General features: G+C 69.6%; 10 protein-coding genes. All 10 read left to right on the top strand.

Annotated features, from left to right (window positions below):
- The first annotated feature begins 4 nt into the window (after window positions 1-4).
- The 10 genes from O5O54_RS01470 to dinB all read left to right on the top strand — a co-directional run bounded on the left by O5O54_RS01470 (window position 5) and on the right by dinB (window position 11,955).
- Entirely contained in the window at window positions 5-529 is a 525-nt protein-coding gene (locus tag O5O54_RS01470; protein ID WP_279477962.1) for a GNAT family N-acetyltransferase, read from the top strand.
- Window positions 516-1,544 carry a carboxylesterase gene (locus tag O5O54_RS01465; protein ID WP_279477961.1) on the top strand — a complete coding sequence of 343 codons (1,029 nt, stop codon included), beginning with the start codon at window positions 516-518 and terminating at the stop codon, window positions 1,542-1,544. Before O5O54_RS01470 ends, O5O54_RS01465 begins: the two co-directional genes overlap by 14 nt.
- 167 nt (window positions 1,545-1,711) lie before the next feature.
- A complete protein-coding gene (locus tag O5O54_RS01460; RefSeq protein WP_279477960.1) occupies window positions 1,712-2,965 on the top strand; it encodes a sarcosine oxidase subunit beta family protein in 1,254 nt (417 codons plus the stop codon).
- An 11-nt stretch (window positions 2,966-2,976) separates the two neighbouring features.
- Window positions 2,977-3,279 (top strand): sarcosine oxidase subunit delta, encoded by a 303-nt coding sequence (locus tag O5O54_RS01455; protein WP_279477959.1) that lies wholly within the window; start codon window positions 2,977-2,979, stop codon window positions 3,277-3,279.
- A gap of 83 nt (window positions 3,280-3,362) precedes the next feature.
- Window positions 3,363-6,353: a sarcosine oxidase subunit alpha gene (locus O5O54_RS01450; protein ID WP_279478705.1), complete on the top strand. Its 2,991-nt coding sequence runs from the start codon at window positions 3,363-3,365 to the stop codon at window positions 6,351-6,353.
- Window positions 6,354-6,355: 2 nt separating this feature from the next.
- Complete coding sequence (locus O5O54_RS01445; protein ID WP_279477958.1) at window positions 6,356-6,913, top strand: sarcosine oxidase subunit gamma; 558 nt, start codon at window positions 6,356-6,358, stop codon at window positions 6,911-6,913.
- Window positions 6,914-6,937: 24 nt separating this feature from the next.
- The gene (gene glyA / locus O5O54_RS01440; RefSeq protein ID WP_279477957.1) at window positions 6,938-8,206 is read left to right on the top strand and encodes a serine hydroxymethyltransferase; all 1,269 of its coding nucleotides are present in this window, start codon (window positions 6,938-6,940) and stop codon (window positions 8,204-8,206) included.
- Window positions 8,207-8,233: 27 nt separating this feature from the next.
- Window positions 8,234-9,637 carry an L-serine ammonia-lyase gene (locus O5O54_RS01435; RefSeq protein WP_279477956.1) on the top strand — a complete coding sequence of 468 codons (1,404 nt, stop codon included), beginning with the start codon at window positions 8,234-8,236 and terminating at the stop codon, window positions 9,635-9,637.
- A 208-nt stretch (window positions 9,638-9,845) separates the two neighbouring features.
- Window positions 9,846-10,730 carry a formyltetrahydrofolate deformylase gene (gene purU, locus O5O54_RS01430; RefSeq protein WP_279477955.1) on the top strand — a complete coding sequence of 295 codons (885 nt, stop codon included), beginning with the start codon at window positions 9,846-9,848 and terminating at the stop codon, window positions 10,728-10,730.
- Between the two features lie 94 nt (window positions 10,731-10,824).
- Complete coding sequence (gene dinB, locus O5O54_RS01425) at window positions 10,825-11,955, top strand: DNA polymerase IV (RefSeq protein WP_407061636.1); 1,131 nt, start codon at window positions 10,825-10,827, stop codon at window positions 11,953-11,955.
- The last annotated feature ends 56 nt before the right edge of the window (window positions 11,956-12,011 follow it).

The following is a 12,011-nucleotide window of genomic DNA, read 5'->3' as shown; positions in this document are numbered from 1 at the left end:
CTCCATGCGCATTCTGAGGACCACCGTCACGCAGCTCGTGATGCACCAGCTTCCCGAGCCGCCCGTGCCTGCGCCCAGAAACGGCCGGGCCTACGAGGTCCTCAAGGTGCGCCAGATCCCGCTGGCCTATTATCGCTTTCTCTATGCCGCGGTCGGGCGGGGCCATCACTGGACCTCGCGGAACCTCGGCGACGAGGCGCTGGCGCGCGAGATCCACGCGCCCAACGTGCGCATGCGCATCCTCTACTGCGACGGCGCGCCCGCCGGCTGGTTCGAGCTCGACGCCGGGAGAGCGCCGCGCGAGACGCGGCTCGTCCATTTCGGCATCATGCCGGAGTTCCGCGGCCAGGGTCTCGCCCGTCATCTTCTCAGCCAAGCCATATCAGCCGGCTTCGAGGAGATGCCGAGTGCGCTGACCGTCGAGACGAACACGCTGGACCACCCCGCCGCCCTTCCGCTCTACCGCAAGATGGGCTTCCGTCCCGTTTCCACCCGCGAAGTCACGACGGCCGCCTATGACGACGACTGAGCCCGCCTCGCCCCCGGCCAAACCGAAGCGCCGCCTCGTCTGGCGCCTCGTCCTGGTGCTTCTGGGGCTCGCGCTCCTCGCTCTGGCCCTCGCCTTCGTCTTCGGCCCGCGCGAGCCCGCGCGGTTGACGACGGATTTCGGCCCGGCGGTGATCGGCGCCGACCCGGCGCGCTATCTCGCGGGGGAGGAAGCCAATGTTCCGAATCTGCGCCCGGAAGCCGAGAAGGAGATCGTCTGGGCCTATCCGGCTTCGCGCGCCAAGACGCCGCTCGCGATCGTCTACATCCACGGCTTCTCGGCGTCGAAAGGCGAGACGCGGCCGCTCGCCGACGCTGTGGCGCGCGAACTGGGCGCGAACCTCTTCTATGTCAGGCTAGCCGGGCACGGCCGCGACGCCGCCGCGATGGCCGAGCCGACGGTCGGGGACTGGATCGACGACTTCGCCGAGGCCATGGCGATCGGCCGCCGGATCGGCGAGCGCGTCGTCGTGATCGGCACCTCCACCGGCGCGACCCTTGCGACCGTCGGCGCCAGCCGGCCGGACCTTTCGGAAGGTCTGGCCGCCCTTGTGGAGATTTCTCCGAACTTCGGCCTACGGAACTGGCGCTCGTTCCTCCTGACCGTCCCCTTCGCGCGGGACCTCCTGCCCTGGCTCGGCCCCGAGACCTACGCGTCGGATGTGTCCGAGGGTGCGCCGGACGGTGTCTGGACGCGCAGCTACCCGACCGCCGCCCTCCTGCCCATGGCGCGGCTGGTGGAGGTCGCGAACCGTCTCGACCTGTCCACGATCCAGACACCCGCCCTCTTCCTCTACAGCCCGCGCGACGAAGTGGTCGATCCCGAGCGCACGGTCGCCCTCGCCGGCCGCTGGGGCGGACCGCACGAACTGGTCCCGGTCGAGGACAGCACCGACCCCAGCCAGCACGTCATCGCCGGCGACCTCCGCTCGCCGGGCACGACGGAGCCGCTGGCCCGCCGGATCGCGGACTGGATCCGGCAGACGCTCGGCGCCTGACGCGCCGCCGCAGCAAGGCCGGCATCTTCGAAAATCAGGAGCGACGAAGCCTTGCCGCCTCGCGCTCGACACGGTTTGGCGCAAACATCTTGAAGGGTGGCGCAACGATCCTGTTCGCTCTCCGTCGCCGCGTCATACCGTCGCTCGATCCTGCGAAGAGGTCCTCCATGAGCCGCTTTTCACTCCCGACGCTTCTGGCCAAGGCCATGAAAGGCAACAAGACCTGGGATCCGCAGTGGCCTGCGGCCGAGCCCAAGGCCGAGTACGACGTGATCATCGTCGGCGCCGGCGGACACGGCCTCGCGGCGGCCTACTACCTCGCCAAGGAGCACGGCATCACCAAGGTCGCGGTGATCGACAAGGGCTGGCTCGGCGGCGGCAACACCGGCCGCAACACCACGATCGTCCGCTCCAACTACCTCTACGACGAGAGCGCGCATCTCTACGAGCATGCGATGAAGCTCTGGGAGGGCCTCTCCCAGGAGCTGAACTACAACGTCATGTTCTCGCAGCGCGGCGTGATGATGCTGGCGCACACGGTGCACGACGAGCAAAGCTTCAAGCGCCACATCCACTCCAACCGCCTCAACGGCATCGACAACGAGTGGCTGACGGCGAGCCAAGCCAAGGATTACTGCCCGCCGCTCAACATCGCGGCCAATGCCCGCTATCCCGTCGTCGGGGCCGCCCTCCAGCGACGCGGCGGCGTGGCGCGCCACGACGCGGTGGCCTGGGGCTATGCGCGCGGCGCCGCGGCGCGCGGCGTCGACATCATCCAGAACTGCCCGGTGCTCGCCATCCGCCAGGACGCCAACGGCCGCGTCACGGGCGTCGAGACAGCCAAGGGCTTCATCAAGGCCAAGAAGGTCGCGGTCTCGGCCGCCGGCAACACCTCCGTCGTGATGGACACGGCGGGCGTGCGCCTGCCGCTGGAGAGCTATCCGCTCCAGGCGCTGGTGTCGGAGCCGGTGAAGCCGATCTTCCCCTGCGTCGTCATGTCCAACACGGTGCATGCCTACCTGTCGCAGTCCGACAAGGGCGAACTCGTGATCGGTTCGGGCACCGACCAGTATGTCAGCTACTCGCAGCGCGGCGGCCTGCCGCTGATCGAGCACACGCTGGCCTCCATCGTCGAGGTGTTCCCGATCTTCAACCGCATGCGCATGCTGCGCAAATGGGGCGGCATCGTCGACGTCACGCCCGATCGTTCGCCGATCATCGCCAAGACGCCGGTCGGCGGCCTCTACGTCAACTGCGGCTGGGGCACCGGCGGCTTCAAGGCGACGCCGGGCTCCGGCCACGTCTTCGCCCACACGATCGCCCGCGACGAACCGCACGCGATCAACGCCCCCTTCACGATCGAGCGCTTCGCCACGGGCCGCCTGATCGACGAGGCGGCCGCCGCCGCCGTCGCGCACTGAGGATTCCGGCCATGCTCCTCATCACCTGCCCCTATTGCCGCGCCGAGCGGCCCGAGGTCGAGTTCGCCTATGCCGGCGAGGCGCATATCGCGCGTCCGCTCGACCCGTCCGCGCTGTCGGAGTCCGAGTGGCGCGACTTCCTCTACATCCGCACCAATCCGCGCGGCCGGCACTTCGAGCGCTGGCGGCACATCCACGGCTGCGGACGCTTCTTCAACGCGATCCGCGACACCGTGACCGACAAGTTCGAGACCACCTACAAGGCGGGCGAGCCGCGTCCGCTCGAGGCTCCGGCCGGGGGAGACCAGGCATGAGCATGAACCCGACCGCCCCCGCAAACGTCACGGCGCCGGCAGCCGTGCATTTCCAGCCCGACGCGTCGGCCGCGCGCGAGCCGATGCGCGTCGCCGGCAAGGGTCGCCTCGCGAGCGCCCGCGCGGTTTCCTTCACCTTCGACGGTCAGCGCCTGACCGGCCGGGAGGGAGACACGCTCGCCTCCGCCCTGCTGGCCAACGGCGTCCATCTCGTCGGCCGCTCCTTCAAGTACCACCGGCCGCGCGGCATCCTTTCGGCCGGCTGCGAGGAGCCGAACGCGCTGGTCGGCACGACCCGCGGCCCCGGCCGCTTCGAGCCCAACACGCGCGCCACGATCGCCGAGGTCTTCGAAGGCTTCCGAGCGGACAGCCAGAACCGCTGGCCGTCGCTTCGCTTCGACGTCGGCGCCGTCAACGACAGCCTCTACATGCTGTTCTCGGCCGGCTTCTACTACAAGACCTTCATGTGGCCGAAGAGCTTCTGGAACAAGGTCTACGAGCCCTTGATCCGGGGCGCGGCCGGCCTCGGCGCCTCGCCGACGGAGGTCGATCCCGACACCTACGCCTCGCGCCACGCCCATTGCGACGTCCTGGTCGTCGGCGCCGGCGCGGCGGGCCTCGCCGCGGCCCTTGCCGCCTCCGAGAGCGGCGCCAAGGTCATCCTGGTGGACGAGCAGGCCGAAGCCGGCGGCTGGCTCCTGTCGGAGCCGGGCGTCGCGGTCGGTGGCAAGGGCAGCTGGGACTGGCTGCGCGAGGCGCTCGCCACCCTCGAGGCGCGCCCCAACGTCACCGTCCTCACCCGCACCACGGCCTTCGGCTACTACCATCAGAACTTCGTCGGCCTCTGCCAGCGCCTGACCGACCACCAGGCCCACGTTCAGGACGGCACCCCGCGCGAGCGCATGTGGAAGGTCCGCGCCAAACAGGTCGTGCTGGCCCAGGGCGCCATCGAGAAGCCGCTGGTCTTCGCCGGCAACGATCGTCCGGGTGTGATGCTGGCGGGTGCCGCGCGCACCTATCTCAACCGCTACGGCGTGCGCGTCGGCGCGGAGGCCGTGGTCGTCACCTCGCACGACAGCGCCTGGGCCGCCGCCTTCGATCTCGCGGCCGCCGGCACCAAGGTGTCGCTGATCGTGGACACCCGTCGCACCGTTTCCGAAGAGCTCGTTTCCAAGGCGCGCAGCCTCGGCATCGAGACCCTTCTCGGCGGCACCGTCACCGGCACCAAGGGCCGCCTGCGCGTGTCCAGCGTCTGCGTCGGTTCCGTCGACGGCTCGGGCAAGGTCGGCGCCACGCGCTGGGTGCCCTGCGATGTGCTCCTGATGTCCGGCGGCTGGACGCCGAGCCTCCACCTCTTCTCGCATACCGGCGGCAAGCTCGTGTGGGACGAGGCGGCGCAGACCTTCCTGCCCGGCCAGGCCACGGAGGCCTGCCGCGTGGCGGGCGCCGGCGCCGGCCAGATCGGGCTGGGCGCCGCGCTGGCCGAGGGCTCGGCGGCGGGCGCCGCGGCCGCAACCGACGCGGGCCACACCGCGACGGGCGCGACCTATGCCGTGTCCGGCGAAGGGCCGCTGTCGGGCGAGAGCCGCAACGACCTGCCGACCGACCGCGACCCGTCCTATGCCAAGGCCTTCGTCGATTTCCAGAACGACGTCCTCGCCAAGGACATCAAGCTCGCGGTGCGCGAAGGCTTCCGCTCGGTGGAGCACATCAAGCGCTACACCACCAACGGCATGGCGACCGACCAGGGCAAGACGTCCAACATCAACGGGCTTCGCATCGCGGCGCAGGCGCTGGGCTCCGAGGCGCCCAAGGTCGGCCTCACCACCTTCCGCCCGCCCTACACGCCCACGACCTTCGGCGCCTTCGCCGGCTACAGCCGCGGCTCGCTCTTCGACGTGACGCGCAAGACGCCGATCGACGGCTGGGCCGAGGCGCACGGCGCGGTCTACGAGCCGGTCGCCCTGTGGCGCCGCGCCCGCTACTTCCCGAAGGCGGGCGAGGATATGCACGCGGCGGTGAACCGCGAGTGCAGGCAGACGCGCGCCAGCGTCGGCATGTTCGACGCCTCGACGCTCGGCAAGATCGAGGTCGTCGGCCCGGACGCCGCGACCTTCATGAACCGCATGTACACCAACGCCTGGACCAAGCTCGAGCCCGGCCGCTGCCGCTACGGCGTGCTGCTCGGCGAGGACGGCTTCATCCGCGACGACGGCGTCATCGGACGCATCGCGCCGGATCGCTTCCACGTCACCACCACGACGGGCGGCGCGGCGCGCGTCCTGAACATGATGGAGGACTACCTCCAGACCGAGTGGCCGGACCTTAAGGTCTGGCTGACCTCGACCACCGAACAGTGGGCGGTGATCGCGCTGAACGGCCCGAAGGCCCGCAAGGTGCTGGAGCCGCTGGTGGAGGGCGTCGACCTGTCCGCCGCCGCCTTCCCGCACATGGCTTTGGCGGAAGGGCGAATCTGCGGCGTGCCGACCCGTCTCTTCCGCGTCTCCTTCACCGGCGAGCTCGGCTTCGAGGTCAATGTGCCGGCGCGCTATGGCCGGGCCGTCTGGGAGGCGATCCACGCCGCCGGCCAGCCCTACGGCATCGTGCCCTACGGCACCGAGACCATGCACGTCCTGCGTGCCGAGAAGGGCTACATCATCGTCGGCCAGGACACGGACGGCACGCTGACGCCCGACGACGCCGGCCTCGGCTGGGCCGTCGGCAAGCAGAAGCCGGACTTCGTCGGCAAGCGCTCCCTGTCGCGCACCGACATGCTGGACCCCAACCGCAAGCACCTCGTCGGCCTTCTGACGGAGGACCCGAAGGTCGTGCTGGAAGAGGGCGCGCAGATCGTCGCCGAGCACACCGGGCAGATCCCGGCGGCCATGATCGGCCACGTCACGTCCTCCTACTGGAGCGAGACGCTCGGCCGCTCGATCGCCATGGCGGTGATCGCCGGCGGCAAGGCGCGGCAGGGCCAGAAGATCTTCGTGCCGATGCCCGACACGGTGCATGCCGCGACGGTCGGCGGCACGATCTTCTTCGATCCCGAGAACAAGCGGCTGGGGCTCTGACCATGGACACGATCACCGAACGCGGCGCCCTCCACGGCGCGACGCTGAGCCCTCTGGGCAATCGCCTCGCGGTGTCGCTGGCCCCGCAGTGCGGGCGCATCGCGCTCCGCGCGGCCGAAAGCGACCGTCAGAGGTTAAGCGAGGCCCTCGGCTTCGCCCTCCCCGCCGAGATCGGCGACCTCCATGTCGCCGGACAGACGCTCGCCGCCTGCCTCGGGCCGGACGAGTGGCAGATCCTGGTGCCGGAGGCCGAGGTCGAAGCCATCCAGTCGCGCCTCGAACCGCTGCGGGATCGCTGCAGCGTGGTGGACGTGTCGCACCGCGAGCTCGGCATCGAGGTCCGCGGCTCGGCCGCGACCCTCGCGCTGTCGGGCTTCTGCGCGCTCGACCTCGACGCCATGCCATCCGGTTCGGTGACGCGCACCATTCTGGACAAGGCCACCGCGATCCTCGTCAAGCACGGCCCCGACCACTACCGGATCGAGGTCTGGAATTCCTTCGCGAGCCATGTCTGGGAACTGCTCGCCTGCGCCCACACCGAGATCCGTCTCGACGTCTGACGAAACCCTGGGGGGACCGACGCCATGCTGAACTTCGCTCTCGACGCTCCGCTCGGCGATGCCGACGTCTTCGCCGCCATCGATCGCGAGATGACCCGGCAGAAGACCGGCATCGAGCTGATCGCCTCGGAGAACATCGTCTCCGCCGACGTGCTCAAGGCGCAGGGCTCGATTCTCACCAACAAGTACGCCGAAGGCTATCCCGGCCGCCGCTACTACGGCGGATGCGACTTCGTCGACGAGATCGAGACGCTGGCGATCGAGCGCGCCAAGAAGCTGTTCGGCGCGGGCTTCGCCAACGTCCAGCCGCATTCGGGCGCACAGGCCAACCAGGCCGTGTTCCTGGCGCTCCTCCAGCCGGGCGACCGCATCATGGGCATGTCGCTCGCCCATGGCGGCCACCTGACCCACGGTTCGCCGGTCACCATGAGCGGCAAGTGGTTCGACGTCGTGTCCTACGAGGTGCGCGCCGACGACCAGACGATCGACTACGACGCCTTGCGCGCCAAGGCGCTGGAGACCCGGCCGAAGCTGATCATCGCGGGCGCCTCGGCCTATCCCCGCCACATCGACTTCGCCGCCTTCCGCCGCATCGCCGACGAGATCGGCGCGATCCTGATGGTGGACATGGCCCACTATGCCGGCCTCGTCGCCGCCGGCGCCTATCCCGACCCGATGCCGCACGCTCATGTCGTCACCACCACGACGCACAAGACGCTGCGCGGCCCGCGCGGCGGCATGATCCTCACCAACGACGAGGCTCTCGCCAAGAAGTTCAACACGGCCGTCTTCCCCGGCAACCAGGGCGGCCCGCTGATGCACGTCATCGCCGCCAAGGCCGTGGCCTTCGGCGAGGCGCTGCAGCCCGCCTTCCGCGACTATGCGAAGAGCGTCGTCGCCAACGCCAAGGCGCTGGCCGCCATGCTGGTGGCGGGCGGGCTCGACATCGTGTCGCCCGGCACCGACTGCCACATGGTCCTGGTGGACCTGCGGCCCAAGGGCGTCACCGGCCGCGACACGGAGCGGGCGCTGGAGCGCGCCGGCCTCACCTGCAACAAGAACGCCATCCCCTTCGATCCGGAGAAGCCGGCCGTCACCTCCGGCATCCGGCTCGGCACCTCGGCCGGCACGACGCGCGGCTTCGGCGTGCCCGAGTTCGAGAAGATCGGCGCGCTGATCCTCGAAGTGATCGACGCCATGGCGGCGGCAGGCCCGGAAGGCGATCCGGCCGTGGAGAAGCGGGTGCTCGCCGAGGTCCACGAACTGACCCGGCGCTTCCCGATCTATCGCTGACGCCTCGCTGTCCGGAGGGCGGTTCCCATGTTCCTGAGTGTCTTCGACCTCTACAAGATCGGCATCGGCCCCTCCTCCTCCCACACGATGGGACCGATGACGGCGGCCGCGCGCTTTCTGGCCGAACTTAAGGACGGTAGCTGGCCGCGCCCGACGGGGGCGACCGTGTCGCAACTCCGGGTTCACCTCCACGGCTCGCTCGCCTTCACCGGCGTCGGCCATGCGACGGACCGCGCGGTGGTTCTCGGCCTCTGCGGCTTCCTGCCCTCCACCGTCGATCCCGACCGGGTGGACGAACTGGTCGCCGCCGTCGAGGCGCGCGGCGAGGTGCGCCCGGAGGGCCATCCCGCCTACCGCTTCCAGCCGGCGCACGACCTCGTCTTCGACCGCAAGGCGCCCTTGCCCGGCCACGCCAACGGCATGGCCTTCGAGGCGCTGGACCGCACCGGGCGCCTTCTCCTGCGGCGCGTCTACTACTCGATCGGCGGCGGCTTCGTGGTGGACGAGGAGGAGCTCGCCCGCAAGGAGATCGGCGCGCCGGCCCATGACGACGCGCCCCCCGTGCCCCACCCGTTCCGCTCGGCGGCCGAAATGCTGCGCATGGCCGATCGCACGGGCCTGTCGATCGCCGAGATGCAGCGCGAGAACGAGCTGGTCTTCCTCCCAGCCCGCGAGCTCGACGCGCGGCTCGACGCGGTCGCCGGCGCGATGGAGGACTGCGTCAAGCGCGGCATCCGGCAGGACGGCATCATGCCCGGCGGTCTCAAGATCCGCCGCCGTGCCAAGGGCATCCACGACAAGCTGGTGGCCGACGAGGCGCGCAACGTCTTCCAGCCGCTTCTCGCCAACGACTGGCTGTCGGTCTACGCCATGGCGGTCAACGAGGAGAACGCCTGCGGCGGCCGGGTCGTCACGGCGCCGACCAACGGCGCGGCGGGCGTGGTGCCGGCGGTGATGGCCTATATCAGGCACTTCCACATCGACGCGGGCCGCGAGGAGATGCGCACCTTCCTCCTCACCTCTGCGGCGATCGGCGGTCTGATCAAGCGCAACGCCTCCATCTCGGGCGCCGAGGTCGGCTGCCAGGGCGAGGTCGGCTCGGCCTCGGCAATGGCTGCGGCGGGCCTCGCGGCGATCATGGGCGGCACGCCGTCCCAGATCGAGAACGCGGCCGAGATCGCGCTGGAGCACCATCTCGGCATGACCTGCGACCCGATCGGCGGCCTCGTCCAGGTGCCGTGCATCGAGCGCAACGCCTTCGGCGCGGTCAAGGCGGTCACCGCCGCCTCGCTCGCCCTCAAAGGCGAAGGCCTCCACTTCGTGCCCCTCGACAACTGCATCGAGACCATGCGGCAGACCGGGCGCGACATGGACCACCGCTACAAGGAAACCAGCCTTGGCGGCCTCGCCGTCAACCTGCCGGAATGCTGATGCGCCGCTTCATCAGGCCTGCTCGCCGGGCCTGACACTCCCATCGGGCGAAGCGGACGCGCTTCGCCTAGAATTTTCGGCCGACACCGGCCCCCGGACGACGCTCGCCCCGCAGCGCGGGCGGACGCTCGACGCCCCGCGACCCGCCGCATCCGTCCTTCTTCACCCCTTCCCTCCGTTGCCCCGCGCGTTTCAGGACCCCCAGCCCATGAGCCAGTACATCCTCACCGCAAGCTGCCCCTCGACCCGTGGCATCGTCGCGGCCGTCGCCAGCCACCTCTCGGAGAAGGGCTGCAACATCCTCGACTCCGCGCAGTTCGTGGATCGCGAGGGCGACCGCTTCTTCATGCGCGTCGGCTTCGATTCCGAGCAGGGTTCGAGCCTCGAGGCCATCGAGGCCGAGTTCACCGCCCTCGCCGAGCGTTTCGCCATGACCTACGGGTTCCATGATACCAGCCGCCGGGCCAAGGTGCTCCTGATGGTGTCGCGCTTCGGCCATTGCCTGAACGACATTCTCTACCGCTGGAAGATCGGCGCGCTTCCGATCGAGATCGTCGGCGTCGTCTCCAACCACCTCGACTACCAGAAGGTCGTCGTGAACCACGACATTCCCTTCCACCATATCCCCGTCACCAAGGCCAACAAGCCCGAGGCGGAGGGGCGGATCATGGAGATCGTGGAAAGCACGGGCGCCGAGCTGATCGTGCTCGCCCGCTACATGCAGGTCCTGTCGGATGCGATGTGCCAGCGCATGTCCGGCCGCATCATCAACATCCACCACTCGTTCCTGCCGAGCTTCAAGGGCGCCAACCCCTACAAGCAGGCCTACGAGCGCGGCGTGAAGCTGATCGGTGCCACGGCCCACTACGTCACCGCCGATCTCGACGAAGGCCCGATCATCGAGCAGGACGTCGCCCGCGTCACGCATGCGCAGTCGGCCTCCGATTACGTCTCGATCGGCCGGGATGTCGAGGCGCAGGTGCTCTCGCGCGCCATCCACGCGCATATCCACCACCGCACCTTCATGAACGGCGATCGCACCATCGTCTTCCCAGCCTCGCCTGGCGAGCACGCGTCCGAGCGCATGGGATAAACCGGCACGAGCGCCCGTTCCGGCTTGCGCCGTCGTTCTCTTTCTGTTCTGTCCATATCCGAGAGACTCGAAGGACGGAGAACAGGGGCGGGCGATGGCGGCTCCCGACAGCGCCGTGGACGACAGCTCGGGCGCCGCGCCGGCTTCGGGCCGTCCGCGCAAGATCATCCATGTCGACATGGACGCCTTTTACGCGTCCGTGGAGCAGCGGGACGACCCGTCCCTGCGCGGCAAGCCTCTGGCCGTCGGCGGCTCCGCCCAGCGCGGCGTCGTCGCGGCCGCGAGCTACGAAGCGCGGGCCTTCGGCGTGCGCTCGGCCATGCCCTCGGTCACCGCCAAGCGCCGCTGCCCCGAGCTTCTCTTCGTCAAGCCGCGCTTCGACGTCTACAAGGCCGTCTCGCTCCAGATCCGCGAGATCTTCGCCGAGCATACCGACATCATCGAGCCCCTGTCGCTCGACGAGGCCTATCTCGACGTGACCGAGAACAAGCAGGGCATCGCCTCCGCCACGGCCATCGCAGAGGAAATCCGCCGTCGCATCCGCGAGGTGACCGGCCTCACCGCCTCGGCGGGCGTCTCCTACAACAAGTTCCTGGCCAAGCTCGCCTCCGACCACCGCAAGCCCGACGGGCTCTTCGTGGTGACGCCGGCCATGGGCGGCGCCTTCGTGGAGACGCTCCCCGTCGGCCGCTTCCACGGCGTCGGTCCCGCCACCGCCGCCAAGATGGAACGGCTCGGCATCCACACCGGGGCCGACCTCAAGGCGCAGTCCCTCGCCTTCCTCCAGCAGCATTTCGGCAAGATTGGGCCGTATTATTACGGCATTTCGCGCGGCATCGACGAGCGTCCCGTCCGGGCCAACCGCATCCGCAAGTCGGTCGGCGCCGAGAACACCTTTTCGACCGACCTCCACACGCCGGACGAGATGCGCGAGGCCCTCGCGCCGATCCTCGACAAGGTCTGGCGCCATTGCGACGCCAACGGCACGCGCGGGCGCACCGTCACGCTCAAGGTGAAATACGCCGACTTCCGCCAGATCACCCGCGCCCTTTCCTCGCCCCAGCCCGTGACGAGCCGGGCCGAAATCGAGCGCGCGGCCTTCCGGCTGCTTGCCGACCTGCCGCCCGACCCGCGCGGCGTCCGCCTTCTCGGCGTCACGCTCTCGGCGCTCGGCAACGCCGCCGAAAGCCCGGCGGAGACGGCGCAGTTCGCGCTTCCGCTCTGACCTCGAAAAGTCGGCTCGGCGGGGTGGAGCTTCTTGCCGGCTGGCACGTTGCCTTC

The organism is Aureimonas sp. SK2 (assembly GCF_029813115.1).
In the GTDB taxonomy this organism is placed as follows: Bacteria; Pseudomonadota; Alphaproteobacteria; order Rhizobiales; family Rhizobiaceae; genus Aureimonas.
Note: the sequence above shows the minus strand (reverse complement) of the source record. Positions and strands in the feature narration are given on the sequence as shown.

Bases quoted from the DNA above. Each gene is read 5' to 3' on its own strand.
- O5O54_RS01470 (WP_279477962.1), top strand. From the start codon at position 5: ATGCGCATTCTGAGGACCACCGTCACGCAGCTCGTGATGCACCAGCTT.
- O5O54_RS01465 (WP_279477961.1), top strand. From the start codon at position 516: ATGACGACGACTGAGCCCGCCTCGCCCCCGGCCAAACCGAAGCGCCGC.
- O5O54_RS01460 (WP_279477960.1), top strand. From the start codon at position 1,712: ATGAGCCGCTTTTCACTCCCGACGCTTCTGGCCAAGGCCATGAAAGGC.
- O5O54_RS01455 (WP_279477959.1), top strand. From the start codon at position 2,977: ATGCTCCTCATCACCTGCCCCTATTGCCGCGCCGAGCGGCCCGAGGTC.
- O5O54_RS01450 (WP_279478705.1), top strand. From the start codon at position 3,363: ATGCGCGTCGCCGGCAAGGGTCGCCTCGCGAGCGCCCGCGCGGTTTCC.
- O5O54_RS01445 (WP_279477958.1), top strand. From the start codon at position 6,356: ATGGACACGATCACCGAACGCGGCGCCCTCCACGGCGCGACGCTGAGC.
- glyA (WP_279477957.1), top strand. From the start codon at position 6,938: ATGCTGAACTTCGCTCTCGACGCTCCGCTCGGCGATGCCGACGTCTTC.
- O5O54_RS01435 (WP_279477956.1), top strand. From the start codon at position 8,234: ATGTTCCTGAGTGTCTTCGACCTCTACAAGATCGGCATCGGCCCCTCC.
- purU (WP_279477955.1), top strand. From the start codon at position 9,846: ATGAGCCAGTACATCCTCACCGCAAGCTGCCCCTCGACCCGTGGCATC.
- dinB (WP_407061636.1), top strand. From the start codon at position 10,825: ATGGCGGCTCCCGACAGCGCCGTGGACGACAGCTCGGGCGCCGCGCCG.